General features: G+C 70.3%; 15 protein-coding genes. 12 read left to right on the plus strand and 3 right to left on the minus strand.

Annotated features, from left to right (window positions below; all coding sequences use genetic code 11):
• Positions 1-36 precede the first annotated feature (36 nt).
• The 12 genes from KL771_RS18760 to KL771_RS18815 all read left to right on the plus strand — a co-directional run bounded on the left by KL771_RS18760 (position 37) and on the right by KL771_RS18815 (position 12,648).
• A complete protein-coding gene (locus KL771_RS18760) occupies positions 37-909 on the plus strand; it encodes a branched-chain amino acid ABC transporter permease (protein ID WP_261970047.1) in 873 nt (290 codons plus the stop codon).
• Positions 906-1,901, plus strand: a complete 996-nt coding sequence (locus KL771_RS18765) for a branched-chain amino acid ABC transporter permease (protein ID WP_261970048.1) — start codon at positions 906-908, stop codon at positions 1,899-1,901. Before KL771_RS18760 ends, KL771_RS18765 begins: the two co-directional genes overlap by 4 nt.
• The gene (locus KL771_RS18770) at positions 1,898-2,671 is read left to right on the plus strand and encodes an ABC transporter ATP-binding protein (RefSeq protein WP_261970049.1); all 774 of its coding nucleotides are present in this window, start codon (positions 1,898-1,900) and stop codon (positions 2,669-2,671) included. The genes KL771_RS18765 and KL771_RS18770 overlap by 4 nt, the downstream gene beginning before the upstream one ends.
• Entirely contained in the window at positions 2,664-3,365 is a 702-nt protein-coding gene (locus tag KL771_RS18775) for an ABC transporter ATP-binding protein (RefSeq protein WP_261970050.1), read from the plus strand. Before KL771_RS18770 ends, KL771_RS18775 begins: the two co-directional genes overlap by 8 nt.
• Positions 3,366-3,370: 5 nt before the next feature.
• Positions 3,371-4,744, plus strand: coding sequence for an MmgE/PrpD family protein (locus KL771_RS18780; protein ID WP_261970051.1), 1,374 nt, complete (start codon positions 3,371-3,373; stop codon positions 4,742-4,744).
• Positions 4,741-5,610, plus strand: coding sequence for an isocitrate lyase/PEP mutase family protein (locus KL771_RS18785; RefSeq protein WP_261970052.1), 870 nt, complete (start codon positions 4,741-4,743; stop codon positions 5,608-5,610). Before KL771_RS18780 ends, KL771_RS18785 begins: the two co-directional genes overlap by 4 nt.
• Positions 5,607-7,361, plus strand: a complete 1,755-nt coding sequence (locus KL771_RS18790) for a hydantoinase B/oxoprolinase family protein (protein ID WP_261970053.1) — start codon at positions 5,607-5,609, stop codon at positions 7,359-7,361. The genes KL771_RS18785 and KL771_RS18790 overlap by 4 nt, the downstream gene beginning before the upstream one ends.
• Positions 7,358-9,421, plus strand: coding sequence for a hydantoinase/oxoprolinase family protein (locus KL771_RS18795; protein ID WP_261970054.1), 2,064 nt, complete (start codon positions 7,358-7,360; stop codon positions 9,419-9,421). The genes KL771_RS18790 and KL771_RS18795 overlap by 4 nt, the downstream gene beginning before the upstream one ends.
• Position 9,422: 1 nt before the next feature.
• Positions 9,423-10,037, plus strand: coding sequence for a cysteine hydrolase family protein (locus KL771_RS18800; RefSeq protein ID WP_261970055.1), 615 nt, complete (start codon positions 9,423-9,425; stop codon positions 10,035-10,037).
• The gene (gene leuC, locus KL771_RS18805) at positions 10,034-11,443 is read left to right on the plus strand and encodes a 3-isopropylmalate dehydratase large subunit (protein ID WP_261970056.1); all 1,410 of its coding nucleotides are present in this window, start codon (positions 10,034-10,036) and stop codon (positions 11,441-11,443) included. Before KL771_RS18800 ends, leuC begins: the two co-directional genes overlap by 4 nt.
• Position 11,444: 1 nt before the next feature.
• Positions 11,445-12,065, plus strand: a complete 621-nt coding sequence (gene leuD, locus KL771_RS18810; protein WP_261970057.1) for a 3-isopropylmalate dehydratase small subunit — start codon at positions 11,445-11,447, stop codon at positions 12,063-12,065.
• 166 nt (positions 12,066-12,231) lie between these two features.
• Complete coding sequence (locus KL771_RS18815; protein WP_261970058.1) at positions 12,232-12,648, plus strand: DUF2267 domain-containing protein; 417 nt, start codon at positions 12,232-12,234, stop codon at positions 12,646-12,648.
• A 92-nt stretch (positions 12,649-12,740) separates the two neighbouring features.
• Here KL771_RS18815 and KL771_RS18820 read toward each other — a convergent pair whose 3' ends face one another.
• Genes KL771_RS18820 through KL771_RS18830 form a run of 3 tightly spaced genes read right to left on the minus strand, consistent with a single transcriptional unit; the run spans position 12,741 to position 15,985 of the window.
• A complete protein-coding gene (locus KL771_RS18820; protein WP_261970059.1) occupies positions 12,741-14,147 on the minus strand; it encodes an FAD-binding oxidoreductase in 1,407 nt (468 codons plus the stop codon).
• A gap of 14 nt (positions 14,148-14,161) precedes the next feature.
• On the minus strand, positions 14,162-15,472 hold the full coding sequence (locus KL771_RS18825; RefSeq protein WP_261970060.1) for a TRAP transporter large permease: 1,311 nt from the start codon (positions 15,470-15,472) through the stop codon (positions 14,162-14,164).
• A gap of 3 nt (positions 15,473-15,475) precedes the next feature.
• Positions 15,476-15,985 carry a TRAP transporter small permease gene (locus KL771_RS18830; protein WP_261970061.1) on the minus strand — a complete coding sequence of 170 codons (510 nt, stop codon included), beginning with the start codon at positions 15,983-15,985 and terminating at the stop codon, positions 15,476-15,478.
• Between the last annotated feature and the right edge of the window lie 71 nt (positions 15,986-16,056).

The following is a 16,056-nucleotide window of genomic DNA, read 5'->3' on the forward strand; positions in this document are numbered from 1 at the left end:
CCCCGCATGCCGTTCCAACCGGACTGCCGCCGCCTGATGCTCCAGATCGACATCCTCCTGTCGGCCCTCGCCAACGGCCTGATGACCGGGGCCGTCTATGCGCTGATCGCGCTCGGGCTGACGCTGGTCTACGGCGTGCTGCACGTCATCAACTTCGCCCATGGCGCGACGCTGACGGCCGCCATGTTCGCCGTCTGGGCGGCCCATGACGGGCTCGGCATCGACCCCTATGTGGCGATCCTGTTCCTGACGCCGCTCTTCTTCGCGCTCGGCTACGCGCTGCAGCGCTTCGTCATCGGCCCGGCCAGCCACGGTTCGGACAGCAACATCCTCTTGGTCACGCTCGGCCTTTCGATCGTGATCGAGAATGCTCTGCTGGCCGCCTTCCGGTCGGACACGCGCTCGATCGACGTGCCCTACGGCTTCTCGGTGATCGAGCTCGGAAACCTGTTCCTGCCGCTGCCCAAGGTGATCGCCTTCTTCGCATCCTTCCTGGTTGCCGCGCTCCTGTGGGGGCTGATGGCCCATACCGACATCGGCAAGGCGATCCGCGCCGTGTCGCGCGAGAAGACCGGCGCGGCGCTGTCGGGCATTCCGGTCGAGCATGTCTATGCGGTCACCTTCGGTCTCGGCGCCGCCTGCCTGGCGGTCGCGGCCTGTCTCCTGATGCCGACCTTCCTGGTCAATCCACGGGTCGGCAACGCCTTCGTGCTGGTCGCCTTCACCATTGTGGTGCTCGGCGGCATGGGGTCGGTTCCCGGCGCGCTGATCGGCGGGCTGATCATCGGCGTCGTCGAGAGCCTGTCGGGCCTCTATTTCGGCGAGAGTCTGGGCCAGATCGGCATCTTCCTGATCTTCATCCTGGTGTTGCTGGTCCGGCCGGCCGGCCTGTTCGGGGCGCGCGCATGACCGGTTCGGTGCGGCTTCCGATCCTTCTCGCCGTGATCGTCCTGGCGCTGCTGCCGCTCGGCGCGACCTCGAATACGCTGCTGAATTTCATGACCTTCGCGCTGATCGTCGCGCTCGCCGCGCAGGGCTGGAACCTGCTCGGCGGCTATGGCGGCCAGTTCAGCTTCGGCCATGCCGCCTTCTTCGGTACCGGCGCCTATGCGATGGGGCTGCTGCAGGTGCGCTTCGGCCTCAATCCCTGGGCCGCCATGCCGGTCGCGATGCTGCTCGGCGCGGCGGTCGGCTGGGCGATCGGCTTCCTCGCCTTCCGGGCCCGGCTGCGCGGGGCCTATTTCGCGCTGGTGACGCTCGCCTTCGCCGAGGTGTTCCGCATCCTGGCCAATGCCTGGGCCTTCACGGGCGCGGCCGCCGGCCTGCTGGTGCCGCTCAGACTGCAAGCCGCCAACATGCAGTTCGAGGACAAGCGCCTGTTCTACTGGCTGGTGCTCGCCTTCGTCGCCAGCGCCCTGGTGCTGACCGCCGAACTTGCCCGATCGCGCTTCGGCGCGCGCCTCGTCGCCCTGCGCGAGAACGAGGATGCCGCCCGTGCGCTCGGCGTCGACACGCTGCGCGTCAAGCTCGCCGCCATCACGCTGTCCGCCGGGGTCACGGCAGCGGCCGGCGGTCTCTATGCGCAAAAGTCGCTCTATCTCGACGCCGCCATCGCCTACGGTCCCTGGATCTCTGTCGACGCCCTGCTGGCGCCGATCGTCGGCGGGCTCGGCACCGTCTTCGGGCCGCTGATCGGTGCGCTCGCCCTGCTCGGGCTCGGCGAGATCAGCAAGATGGCGCTCGGCAACCTGTTCGGTGGCGCGTTGCCGGGCATCGACCTGATCGTCTTCGGCATCCTCCTGATCCTGGCCGTCGCCTTCGCGCCGCGCGGCCTGCTCGGCCTGTTCGACGGTCTTGTGCGGCGCGCGAAACCCGCGCAGGGCGGGGAGGCGACGCCATGACCGCGCCGCTCCTTGTCGTCGAGGACCTGACCAAGCGTTTCGGCGGGCTGACTGCCGTCGATCGGGCCGCGCTGACCGTTCGGGAGGGCACGATCGCCGGCCTGATCGGTCCCAACGGCGCCGGCAAGACCACGCTTTTCGCGATGATCTCCGGCTTCGAGACGCCGACCTCGGGCGCGATCCGCTTCGAAGGCCGCGACGTGACCGCGCTGCCGGCGCATCAGCGCACCGCCGCCGGGATCGCCCGGACCTTCCAGATCGTGCAGCCCTTCGCGGGGCTATCGGTGCGCGAGAACATCGCCGTCGGCGCCTATCTGCGTCGTGCCGGCCGCGACGCCGCGCTGGCCCATGCCGATGCGGTCGGCCGCGCCGTCGGGCTCGGCCCGCAGCTCGACCGGCCGGCCGGCGAGATGACCGTCGCCGGCCGCAAGCGGCTCGAACTCGCCCGCGCGCTCGCCACCGACCCGAAGCTCCTGCTGCTCGACGAGGTCCTGGCCGGGCTCAATCCGTCGGAGATCCGCGACATGATCCCGGTCATCCGCCGCATTCGCGAGGCCGGCGTGACCATCCTGATCGTCGAGCACGTCATGCAGGCGGTGATGAGCCTGTGCGACGAGGTCCATGTCCTGGCGCAGGGCCGCATGATCGCATCGGGTCCGCCGCTCTCCGTCGCCCGCGACCCGGCCGTGATGGAGGCCTATCTCGGTCATGGCGCGGCCGCGCGCATCGCCGCGTCCGCCCGCAATACGGGGGCGCCCGACCATGCTTGAGATCCGCGATCTGGTCGCCGGCTATGGCGGCGTGCCCGTGCTGCGCGGCGTCTCGCTCGATGTCCGTGCCGGCGAGATCGTCGCCGTGCTCGGCGCGAACGGGGCCGGCAAGACCACGCTTAACCGGGCCATCTCGGGCCTGATCCGGCCCGACGGCGGCTCGATCGGCTTCGAGGGCCGCGAACTGACAGGGCTTTCGGCGCCCGACATCGTCGCGCTCGGCCTCATCCATGTGCCCGAGGGCCGAAAGATATTCCCCAATATGAGCGTGCGGGAAAATCTCGAACTCGGCAGCTATCGCCGGGCCAAGCCGAATCGTGCGGCCAATCTGGAGCGCGTCTTTGCGATCTTTCCGCGGCTGAAGGAACGCACCGGCCAGTCGGCCGGGACGTTGTCGGGCGGCGAGCAGCAGATGCTCGCCATCGGCCGCGGCCTGATGGCCGAACCGAAGCTCCTGATCATGGACGAACCCTCGCTCGGCCTGTCGCCGCTGCTGGTCGAGGAGATGTTCGCGCTCGTCGCCCGCATCGCCGCCGACGGCCTGGCGGTGATGCTGGTCGAGCAGAACGTCGTCCAGTCGCTCGATCTCGCCGCGCGCGCCTATGTGCTGGAGAACGGCGCCATCGCCATGGCGGGCGCCGCCGACACGCTGAAGCGCGACCCGACCCTCATGACCACCTATCTGGGGCTCTGACGCCGATGGCCATCACCACGCCGGGGGTTGTCCCGGCTTCCGTCCTGGTCACCGGGCTGACGCCCGGCTGGCTGACCACCTTCGCCCGCTTTGCCCGCCGCACGCGCTACGAGGACCTGCCCGAGGAGGTCGTCGCGCGGACCCGGCTGGTCATTCTCGACTGCATCGGCGCGATGCTGGCCGGACGCCGGGAGCCGGAGGTCGCCGAGGCGGAGCGTCGGCTGGGCCGAACCGGCCGGTCGGGCTCGAAGCTGTTGCGTGCGTTTCTCGGCGGCACGGCCGGGACCATGCTGGAGATCGACGAGGGCAATCAATATGCCCGCGGCCACCCCGGCATCCATGTCGTGCCTGCCGTCCTGGCGCTGGCCGCCGACCGCAAGGTGACGGGTGCGACCGCGATCCTGGCGACGGCACTCGGCTACGAGATCGGCGCACGGATCGGCATCGCCTCGAAGCTGCGGGTCACCATGCATCCGCACGGGACCTGGGGCACGGTCGGGGCGGCGCTGGCGGTGGCGCGCCTGCGCGGCGCGAGCGCGACCGAGATCGCCGAGACGATCAACGTCGCCTCGTCGCTCGGCCTGACCACCAGCCGCCGGACGATGCTCGAGGGCGCGACCGTGCGCAACACCTATGCGGGCTTCTCCAACATGCTCGGCATCATGGCCCACGATCTGGTCCGGTCCGGCTTCACCGGCGAGGTGGACGGCGTCGGATCGGTCTATGGCGGCATCGCCGCGGAGGACTGGCGGCCCGAGGAGATGGTGCGCGAACTGGGAACGCGCTGGGAGATCGCGCGCAACTATTTCAAGCGCCATGCCGCCTGCCGCTACAATCACGGCGCCCTCGATGCCCTGGCGCGCATCGTCGCGGAGGCCGGCGGCCGGCTCGATCCCGAGGCGATCCGCGCCATCGAGGTCAAGACCTATGTCTGGGCCGCCCAGCTCGACCATTCGGAGCCGGCCAGCATGCTGGCGGCGAAATTCTCCATGCCCTTTTCGCTCGCCACCTTCATCGTTCATGGCGCCGCCACGCTCGACGCCTTCCGCGACCCGGCCCGTGCCGATGCCGTCACGCGGGCGCTGGCGCGGCGGGTCCGCGTCGACGAGGATCCGGCCCTGACCGCGATGCTGCCCGGCCTGCGGCCCGCCCGGGTGACGGTTTCGCTGACCGACGGCCGGGTCTTCACGGCCGAGGCGCTGACCAACAAGGGCGATACCGAAGACCCCTACGACGCCGCCGAGGTCGAGGCGAAGTTCATGGAGGTGGCGGCACCGGCCATCGGCACCGAAGCCGCCGGTGCTGTCGCCCGGGCGGTCCTGGGCCTCGACAAAGCCGCCTCGCTCGGCGGCATCCTCGAACTGATCGACATGAAATGACCCAATCGTTGAAGGCCCGCCTCGCGGCCAAGCCGATCCTGCTGGCGCCGGGCGTCTACGACCCTCTGACCGCACTCCTGGCCGTGAAGGCCGGCGCCGAGGCGCTCTACGTCTCCGGCGCGGCGATCTCCTATACGCGGCTCGGCCAGCCGGATATCGGGCTGGCCGCGATGACCGAGGTCGCCGACACGGTCCTGGTGATCCGCGACCGGGTTGCCACGCCGCTGATCGTCGATGCCGACAACGGCCACGGCAACGCGCTCAACATGCAGCGGACCATGCGCCTGTTCGAGCGCGCCGGCGCCAATGCGCTCCAGATCGAGGACCAGAGCTACCCCAAGCGCTGCGGCCATCTGGCCGAGAAGCGCCTTGTCACCACGGCCGAGATGGTCGGCAAGATCGCCGCGGCCGCCGACGCGCGCCACAGCGCCGAAACCCTCGTCATCGCCCGCACCGACGCGATTGCGGTGGAAGGCTTCGCGGCGGCGATCGAGCGGGCCGGGCGCTATGCCGAGGCCGGAGCCGATGCGCTCTTCGTCGAGGCGCCGGGCTCGCGTGAGCAGTTGGCCGCGATCGCCGAGGCGCTCGGCGGCCGGCTGCCGCTGATGGCCAACATGGTCGAGGGTGGGCGCACCCCGATGATGGCGGCCGCCGAACTGGAGGCGCTCGGCTTCGCGCTGGTGATCTTCCCCGGCGGCGTCGTGCGCGCCGTGGCCCGGGCGGCCGAGGACTTCTACGCGACGCTGCTGCGCGACGGCGGCTCGGACGCCTTCCGCAACCGGATGTTCGACTTCGATACCCTCAATGCCGTGATCGGTACGCCCGAGATCCTGGCTCTCGGCAAGCACTACGAAGGCGACGCATGACCGCCCCGACCGCAGCCGGCCTCGATCCGGTCGTCTTCTCGATCCTGACCGGCCGCCTGGAGCAGGTCGCCGACGAGATGGACGCGACCCTCTACCGTTCCGCCTTCAACCCGATCATCGCCGAGGCACGCGACGCCTGCCACGGGCTCTATCACGCCGAGACCGGCGCGACGCTGGTGCAGGGTTCCAAGGGCCTGCCGATCTTCGTCGGCGCGATGGCCTTCGCCGTGAAGGCGGTGATCGACAAGGTCGCGGCCGGCGCGGGGCTGGAGGCCGGCGACACCTTCATCTTCAACGACCCCTATGCCGGCGGCACGCATCTCAACGACTTCCGGCTGGTCCGCCCGCTCATGCGCGGCGGGCGACTGTTCGCCTGGCTCGCCTCGGTCGGCCACTGGCTCGACATCGGCGGCAACGTGCCGGGCGGCTACAATCCGCAGGCGACCGAGTGCTTCCAGGAGGGCGTGCTGATCCCGCCCGTGAAGCTGTTCCGGGCCGGCGTGCTGCAGCAGGACATCGTCGACGTGCTGCAGGCCAATTCGCGCCTGCCGCGCTCCAACTGGGGCGATCTCAACGGCCAGCTCAACGCCCTCGATCTCGGCGAGCGCCGCTTCCATGCGCTGATCGACGAGTACGGCGAGGCGACCGTCACCGCCGCCTTGGACGCGGCCTCGGCGCGCGCCGCCGCGCTGATGCGCGAGAATATCCGCGCGCTGCCGGACGGCACCTACAGCTTCGTCGACCATCTCGACAATGACGGCATCGTCGACGAGCCGCTGACCATCGCGCTCGACCTGACGGTCGCGGGCGAGACGCTGACGCTCGACTTCTCGCGTTCCTCGCCGCCCTGCCGGGGGCCGGTCAACATCGCCCGCTCGACGGCGGTCGCGGCCTGCTACGTGGCCCTGAAGCATGTCTTCACCGGCGTGCCGGCCAATGCGGGCTGCCTCGATCCGATCCGCTTCGTCATTCCCGAGACGACCTTCCTGGGCGTCTCGGCGCCGCGCCCGGTGGCCGGCTACACGGAAACCATCCTGCGCATGATCGGCGTCGTCTTCGGCGCGCTCGCCGCAGCCGATCCGGCCCGCGCCACGGCCGCGCCCTTCGGCACCATCAACGCGCTCTCGGTCGCCGGCCACCGCGCGACCGGCGAGCGCTTCGTCCTCTTCTCGTTCTTCGGCGGCGGGCTCGGCGGCAATCCGGCCTCCGACGGCCTCAACCACGCCAACAACCCGATCTCCACCGCCACCATGCCGCCGGCAGAGATCCTGGAGGCGGCGCATCCCGTGATGTTCACCGAATGGGGCCTGCGGCCCGACAGCGCCGGTCCCGGCCTGCATCGCGGCGGCCTCGGCGCCGTCTATGCGCTTGAGGTGCTGGCGCCGGACGGAGCCGACGTGTCGCTTCTCGGCGAGCGCGGCCGCTACGCGCCGTTCGGCGTCGCCGGCGGCCATCCGGCGGCCCTGAACCGCTTCGTCTACGACAGTCCCGACGGCCCCAAGGAACCGCCGATGGCCTCCAAGGTGACCGGCGTGCGGCTCAAGGCCGGCGAACGTCTGCGGCTGGAGACGCCCGGGGGCGGCGGCTGGGGCGATCCCCGGCGGCGCGATCCGGAGGCGGTCGCGCGCGATGTCCGCCGCGGCTTCGTCTCGGTCGCGAAGGCGGCGGCCGACTACGGCGTCGCCGTCGCGGCGGACGGCGCGATCGATGTCGCGGAAACGGCGGCGCTGCGCGCCGGGAGGTCGGCATGACCAGGATCGTCGGGGTCGATGTCGGCGGCACCTTCACGGATCTCGCCTATTTCGACGAGGAGAGCCGCACCTTCCGGACCGCCAAGGCGCCGTCGAACCGGGGCGACGAGGCGGTCGGCTTCATGGACGGGCTGACCCGGCTCGGGCCGGTCGCCGATCTCGACGCGATCGTGCACGGCACCACGGTCGGCACTAACGCGCTCCTGGAGCGCAAGGGCGCCCGGGTCGGCATCATCACCACGCCGGGCTTCCGCGACGCGCTGGAGATGCGCCGCCGCGACCGGCCGCACACCTGGGGCCTGTGGGGCGATTTCGAGCCGGTCGTGCCGCGCGACATGCGCCTGGAGGTGCCCGAGCGCACGCTCGCCGACGGCACCGTGCGCCTCGCCGTCGATCTCGACGCCGTGCGGGCGGCAGCGGCCGCATTGCTGGCGCGGGGCGCCGAGGCGCTCGCCATCGTCTTCGTCAACGCCTATGCCAACCCGGCCAACGAACGCGCCGCCTTCGAGGCGGCCCGCGCGGTCTGGCCGAATGCCCATATCGCCCATTCGGCGCAAGTCCTGCCCGAGATCCGCGAGTTCGAGCGGACCTCGACGACGACCCTCAACGCCTATCTGCAGCCGGTCGTCGCCAGCTATCTGGGCAAGCTCGACGAGGCCCTTGCGGCCGGGGGCTTCGCCGGCTCGTTCCACATCGTGCAGTCGAACGGCGGCGTGATGTCGACGGCGACCGCCCGGCGGCTGCCGGTGCGCACCGCCCTGTCGGGTCCGGCGGCCGGCGTGATCGCGGCCGCGGCGATCGCCGGGGCGGCCGGATACGCCGACATCGTCACGGCCGATCTCGGTGGCACCTCCTTCGACGTGTCGCTGGTCGCCGGCGGCAAGGCGGCGCTGGCCGCCCAGACGGTGATCGATTTCGGCCTCGTCGTGCGCACGCCGATGATCGAGATCACCACGATCGGCGCCGGCGGCGGTTCGATCGCCCATGTCGATGCCGGCGGGCTGATCGCGGTCGGTCCGGAAAGCGCCGGCTCGCGGCCCGGCCCGGTCGCCTACGGCCAGGGCAACACGCGTCCGACCCTGACCGACGCCAATCTGGTGCTCGGCCGGATCAATGCCGACCGGCCGATCGGCGGCAAGCTGGCGCGGCTCGATGTCGAGGCCGCCCGCGTGGCGCTCGCCACCGCCATCGGCGAACCGCTCGGGCTCTCGCCGGAGGCCGCCGCGGAAGCGGTGGTGCGGGTCGCCAATGCCAAGATGGCCGGCGCGATCCGGCTGGTCTCGATCGAACGCGGCCACGACCCGACCCGCTTCACCGCCGTGCCCTTCGGCGGCGGCGGGGCGCTGCATGTCGGGGCGCTGATCCGCGATGTCGGACTGAAAGGCGCGCTGGTGCCGCGCTATCCCGGCATCACCTCGGCGCTCGGTTGCATCATCGCCGACATCCGCCACGACCAGGTCGCCACCGTGAACCTGTCGCTCGACGGGCTCGATGCGGCGCGGCTCGATGCGCGCATGGTCGAGGCCGGCGGCGAGGCGCGCGCGGTCGTCGCCGGGGCCGGGCTCGCCGTCGAAGCGGTCGACGTGGTCTACGAACTCGACATGCACTACCAGGGCCAGACCCACACCGTCGCGGTCCCGCTGCCGGTCACACTGGACGGCGGGGCGACCGGTGTTGAGACCACCGGCGTCACCGAGGCGATCGTGCGGACCGCCTTTGAGGCCGCCTATTCGCAGGCCTTCTCGCGGCTCCTGCCCGGCATCCCGGTGCGCATCGTCAACCTGCGCACCGCCGCGATCGGGCGCCGGCCGGCCTTCGACCTGATGGCGCTGGCGCCCGCACCCGACGCCTCGCTGGAGGCCGCCCGCCGCGGCACCCGGCCGGTCTGGTTCGACGGCGGCTGGCACGACGCAACCATCTGGGACCGGCTGGCATTGCCGGTCGGCGCCGAGATCGCCGGCCCGGCCATCCTGGAGCAGCCCGACGCCACGACCGTGGTCGATCCGGGCCTCGTCGCCCGGGTCGATCCCTTCGGCAACCTGATCGTGGAGCGGACCTGACATGGCCCACAGCCCCCTCGACATGGCCGCGACGGCGCTGCTGACCGTCGACCTGCAGAACGACTTCCTCGACCCGAACGGCGCCTATGGCCGGGCCGGCCAGTCGGCGCCCGAGATCGCCGCGCTGCCGGGGCGGCTGAAGCCGCTGGCGGAAGCCGTCCGCGCGAAGGGCGGGCTGGTCATCGCCACCCAGTTCACGCTGGTGCCGGGGCGCGGCGGCGAGCCGATCATCTCGCCGCATCTGAAGGCGCTGCGGCCCTTCCTCGGCCGGGGCGACTTCGCGCCCGGCTCCTGGGGCAACGCCACGGTCGATGCACTACAGCCGGTCGATGTGGTGATCGAGAAACTGGCCTATTCGGCCTTCTACATGACCCGGCTGGAATGGGTCCTGCGCAAGCTCGGCATCACCCGCCTGATCGTCGGCGGCATCGTCACCAATGGCGGTGTCGCCTCCACGGTGCGCGACGCCCATGTCCGCGACATCGACGCGACCGTGCTCGAGGACGGCTGCGCCGCCTTCTCGGTCGAGACGCACCGCACCGCGATCGAGGCGCTGAGGCCGGTCGCCCGCGTCACCACGATCGCCGCCATGCTGGCCGAGGTGGAAGCCGCATGACCGGCGCGCGGACCCTGTTCGACAAGCTGTGGGACGCCCATGTCATCCTCACCCGCGAGGACGGCGAGAGCCTGCTGTGGGTCGACCGCCACTTCGTCCACGAGGGTTCGCACCACGCCTTCCGCACGCTCGACCAGCGCGGTGCGACCGTCGCCGAACCGGCACTGACCTTCGGCGTCGCCGACCACTATGTGCCGACCCGCGGCCGGCCGGTGATCGCCGATCCGGAGATCGCCGGCATGGTCGCCCGGCTTTCCGACAATGCCGCGCGCCACGGCTTCCGCCTGTTCGGCCTGGACGATCCGGGCCAGGGCATCGTGCATGTGGTCGGTCCCGAGCAGGGCCTGACCCTGCCGGGCCTGCTGATCGTCTGCGGCGACAGCCACACCTCGACCCACGGTGCCTTCGGTGCCTATGCGTTCGGTATCGGTGCCTCGGAGGTCGCCCATGTGCTGATGACCCAGACGCTGTGGCAGAGGAAGCCAAAGCGGATGCGGATCACCGTCGACGGCCAACTCGGTGCCCATGTCGGCGCCAAGGATCTGGCACTCCATGTCATCGCCGCGATTGGGGCGGATGGCGCGCGCGGCCATGCGGTCGAGTATCAGGGCGCGGCGATCCGGGCCTTGTCGATGGAGGGGCGGCTGACGCTCTGCAACATGTCGATCGAGGCCGGTGCGCGCTGCGCCATGGTGGCACCGGACGAGACGACCTTCGCCTATCTGCACGGCAGGCCGCTGGCGCCGGCCGGAGAAGTGTTCGAGCGCGCCGTCGCTGAGTGGCGTGGTCTAGCGAGTGATCCCGACGCCGTGTTCGACCGTGACGTTCGCCTCGATGCAGCCGCGGTTGCGCCGACCGTGACCTGGGGGACCAGCCCGGAGGAGGCGCTGCCGGTGACCGGTACGGCGCCGTCGCCGCAAGCCGGCGATCCGGCCCGGGCCGCGACGGTGGCGGCGGCGCTCGACTATATGGGCCTGACGCCCGGCATGCGGCTCGACGCGATCACGGTCGACCGGGTCTTTATCGGCTCCTGCACCAATGGCCGGCTGGACGATCTGCGCGCCGCCGCCGCGGTGCTGAAGGGACGGCGGGCGGTCGTGCCCGGGCTGGTCGCGCCGGGCTCGCTCGCGGTCAAGCGCGCCGCCGAGGCCGAGGGGCTCGACCGCATCTTCATCGAGGCCGGGCTGACCTGGGCCGATCCCGGCTGCTCGATGTGCGTCGGCATGAACGGCGACATCGTGCCCGCCGGCGAGCGTTGCGCCTCGACCACCAACCGCAATTTCCGCGGCCGCCAGGGACCGGGCTCGCGGACGCATCTGATGTCGCCCGCCATGGTGGCGGCCGCGGCGGTGACCGGCCGGCTGACCGACGTCCGCCGGCTGACCGAACCCGATCGCGAGGCCTGACATGCAGCCCTTCACCCGCCTGGAGGCGCGTGCCTGTCCGCTCGGCCTCGCCAATGTCGACACCGACCAGCTGATCCCGGCGCGCTTCATGAGCCGCCCGCGCAGTGCCGGCTATGGAAACTTCCTGCTGCACGACCTGCGCTTCGGCCCGGACGGCACGCCGGTGCCGGGCTTCGTGCTCGACGATCCGCACCGCGCCGGTGCCCGCATCCTGGTCGCGCGGCGCAATTTCGGCACCGGCTCGTCGCGCGAGGCCGCCGTCTATGCCCTGGTCGACTACGGCATCGGCTGCGTGATCGCGCCGTCCTTCGGCGACATCTTCGCCTCGAATGCGGTCAAGAACGGCCTCCTGCCGGCGACCGTGACGGAGGACGACGCCGAAGGCCTGCTGGCCGCGGTCGAGGCCGCGCCGGAGTGCGTCGTGCTGGTCGATCTTGCGGCGCAATCGATCGCCGTCGGCGACCACGCGATCGCCTTCGCGATCGATCCGGTGCGCCGCCTGCAGCTCCTCAACGGCTGGGACGACATCGACCTGGCGCAGCGCCACGCCGCCGAGATCGCCGCCTTCGCCCGCACCCGCCGCACCGAGGCGCCCTGGATTGTCCCGGGCCACGCCGGCTGACGCCGGACCGGGCCGGCCATGACCCGCGCGCCTGACATGGCCGGGTCCGTGTCCCGGCCCACCTTTTCGGCCGGCGAGGGGGCTTCCGATGGATCGCAGGGACAAGCCGTGGCATGACCGGCCGGTCTTCAAGTCTCTGGTCAAACCCTCATTGGTCCGTCCACCCATGCCCATGCCGATGGACTACCGTCTTGCCGCCCAGGACTTCGACCAGGTTCTGACGGAGGTGGTCGAGGCGACCGGCCTGACGACGCGGAACCAGGCCTACACGACCATCCAGGCGGTGCTGATCTGCTTCCGGCGGCGACTGACCCTCAGGGAGGCGATCGTCTTCGCGCAAATCCTGCCGGCGATGGTGCGCGCCCTGTTCGTGCAGGACTGGGATCCGGACGAGCCCCGATCCACCATTTGGGACCGCACGGCCATGACCGAGGAGGTCAAGGCACTGCGGGCCGATCACAATTTCTCGCCCGATACGGCGATCCGCGACGTTGCGAGCGTGCTGCGCCGTCATGTCGAGGCCGGAGCCTTCGAGCATGTCCTGACCCGCCTGCCGGCGCCGGCGCGGGACTTCTGGGAGTAGCGTCCGTCACCCCGAGACGGCGCCGCTCGCCCTGGGGAGCCCGAGGTGATCCCCGCCATTATCCCCGGCGGAACCGCGGAAGCCGGCAGTGCCTACGGATCGGGCAGCAGCTTGCCCGGATTGAGGATCGTGGCCGGGTCGAGGGCGCGCTTGATCCGGCGCATCACGTCGAGCGCTTCCGGCGAGCGGGCGAGATGCAGGTAGGGCTTCTTGAGCGTGCCGATGCCGTGCTCGGCCGAAATGGTGCCGCCGAAGCGCCCGGTCAGGGCGAAGACGATCGCATCGACCTCGTCGTGCGGCTGGTGCAGGCCTGCGGACGGCACGTTGACCACGACATGCAGATTGCCGTCGCCGACATGGCCGTAGCAGAGCGTCCTGGCATCCGGGAAGCGTGCCGGGATCTCGGTCTCCAGGGCCGCGACCAGCGCGCCCATGGCATGGATCGGCACTCCCAGGTCGTAGCCGAGGATGCGGCCGAGGACGCGGCCATATTCGGAAACGCTCTCGCGCACGGTCCACAGATCGCGCGCGTCGCGTTCGGAGGCCGCGATCACCACGTCCTCCAGGATGCCGCTCTCGATCAGATCGGCGAGCACGATTTCCAGCCGCTCCTGGATGCTCGCGTCGCCGAACCCGCTCGCCTCGACCAGCACATAGGCGCCGTGCTGCCGGGCGAAGGGCTTGCGCGCCAGGGCCAGATTGTCGGCCATGAAGTCGTGGAAGCTCGGCCACATCCCCTCGAACACTGTCAGGGCGGGGCCAAGGCTGCGGCGAAGCTGCTTCAGAAGCGCCGTCACGGCGTCGAAATCCGGCAGGGCGCAAAGCGCGGTGGCGACCGTCGTCGGCTTCGGCTGCAGCCGGAGCACCGCCCGCGTGATGATCCCGAGCGTGCCCTCGGCGCCGATCAGCAACTGCTTCAGGTCGTAGCCGGCATTGTTCTTGATCATGGTGTTGAGGGCATCGACGATGGTGCCGTCGGCCAGCACGAATTCCAGGCCGAGCACGTTCTCCCGCGTCATGCCATAGCGGATCACCCGGACGCCGCCGGCATTGGTCGAGAGATTGCCGCCAATCGTGCAGGACCCGCGCGCGCCGAGATCGACCGGATATTGCAGCCCGACGGCGTCGGCAGCGGCCTGCACGGCGGCGAGCGGGGTACCGGCCTCGACCGTCATGGTCAGCCCGATCTCGTCGATCGCCGCGATGCCGTTCATGCGTTCGAGCGACAGCGCGACGGCCCCGGCCGACGGATGGGCACCGCCGGCGAGGCCCGTCAACCCGCCCTGGGGCACCACGGCGAGGCCGAGCCGTCCGAGCGCGACGAGCGCGGCGGAGACTTCCGCCGTCGAGCGCGGCCGGACGAGCGCCAGCGGCGGCACCGGATCCTGGTCGCTCCAGTCGTGCCAGTGCGCTTCGCCGATCGCCGCGCCGGTCGACAGGATGCCGGTCGGCAGGGCGGCGGCGAGGGCGGCCAGGGTGGCGGCCGTGTCCTGGGTCATGGATGGCACTCCGATCACAGCAGCCGCGGCAGGAAGAGCGCGATCGCCGGGAAAAACGCGATCAGGACGATCAGCAGCATGGTGCACAGGATGTAGGGCAGGGCGGCGAACGCGACCGTCTTGAGGGTCGTGCCCGGAGGCGCCACGCCGAGCATGATGAACAGCAGGAGGCCGAAGGGCGGCGTGGTGAAGCCGACTTCGTAGGACAGGAGCAGCAGCAGGCCGAACCAGACAAGGTCGAAGCCGAACTGGTTGGCGATCGGGATGAAGACCGGCAGCGTGATCAGCATCATCGACAGCTGATCCATGAACATGCCGAGGATCAGGATGATGCCGATCATCACGAACAGCATCGACATCGGCGGCAGGTCGAAGGACAGGAACCACTGGATCATGCCGTTCGAGGCGCCCGAGAAGGCGAGCGCCTGGGCGAAGGTCGTGGAGGCGGCGATGATCAGGAAGGTCATGCCGGAGACCTTCATGGCGTCGTCGAGCGCCTTCCAGATGACACCCCACGAGAAGCGCCGGTAGCCGAGCAGGAGACCGAGCACGCCGAGACAGCCGAGCGCAGCGGACTCGGTCGGCGAGGCGATGCCGGCGATGATCGAGCCGATCACCATCAGCACGATGACGCCCATCGGGATGACGTTCGCCACGATGGCGCGGAGCTTCTCCGCCGTCGTGGCGACCGGGGCGTCGTAGTTCGGCGCGGCGTCCGGGTCGATCGTCACCTGCGCGGTGATCAGCGCCATGTACATGACGGTGAGCAGGATGCCGGGCAGGAAGCCGGCGATCAGCAGGGCGCCGACATCGATCTGGGCGAGCGAACCGAGCAGCACCGCGAGCGAGGAGGGCGGGATGATCACCGCCAGCCCGCCGGCGCCGAGGATCGGGCCGAAGCTCATATGCGGCTTGTAGCCCCGCTTCAGCATCTCCGGCACCATGGCGGAGCCCATCATGCCGGTATTGGCGATGCTCGATCCCGAAAGCGCCGCGAAGACCGCGCCGGACAGCACGACGATATAGGAGAGCCGCGCCCGGACCCGGCCGATGCACAGGTCGACGGCGTGGAAGACGTTGTCGCCGAGGCCGGAGCGGAAGAACAGGCTGCCCATGATCAGGAACAGCGGCAGCGGCGTCAGGGCGTAGATCGAGACCGCCTCGCCGAAATTGGCGACCATCTGGCGGATGCCGAGGCCGCCGCCCATGAACAGGAAGATCGACACGATGTTGGTCGCGAAGAAGGCGAAGGCGACCGGCACGCCGAAGCCCATCAGGGTCAGGATCAAGCCGATCATCACGGCGAGGGCGACATACCATTCCATGGCTCAGAACCCCTCGATGTCGCGCGCGTCGATGGCGTAGAGGGAGTCTGCGCCGGTCAGAAAGCGGAGGAACTCGATCACCGAGAGCCAGAGGCCGATCACCATCGGCAGGTAGATCGCCCAGCGCGGCACGTCGAAGGAGCGCACGTCGTAGTCGCCTGAGCGGATGTTCTCGACGAGCAGCTGGAAGGCGATCAGGCCCAGATAGGCGCAGATGCCGATGCACAGCAGGCAGACCAGCTTCTCGGCACCGCGCCGGGCCGCGTCCGGCAGGGCGTGGCGCAGGAAGTCGGCGCAGACATGCCCTTTCTGGCGGACCAGCGCCGGCATCGGCAGGAAGGCGACGTAGATCAGAAGGATCTCGATCACCGAGGCGCTCCAGGCGATCGGTCGGGCCAGATTGCGCGCGGCCACGTCGTAGAGGACCAGCAGCACGATGACGCCGAGGATCACGCGGGTCGCGTGGGCCAGAAGCGAAGCGGCCAGACCGCTCAAGTCGAAGAGTTTCTGCAACGCATCCTCCGGAAACGGCATGGGCGCGCGCTGAGCGCCTCGCCGGAGGCGTCCAGTCGACAACGGCAAAT

Source organism: Prosthecodimorpha staleyi (assembly GCF_018729455.1).
GTDB lineage: Bacteria > Pseudomonadota > Alphaproteobacteria > Rhizobiales > Ancalomicrobiaceae > Prosthecodimorpha > Prosthecodimorpha staleyi.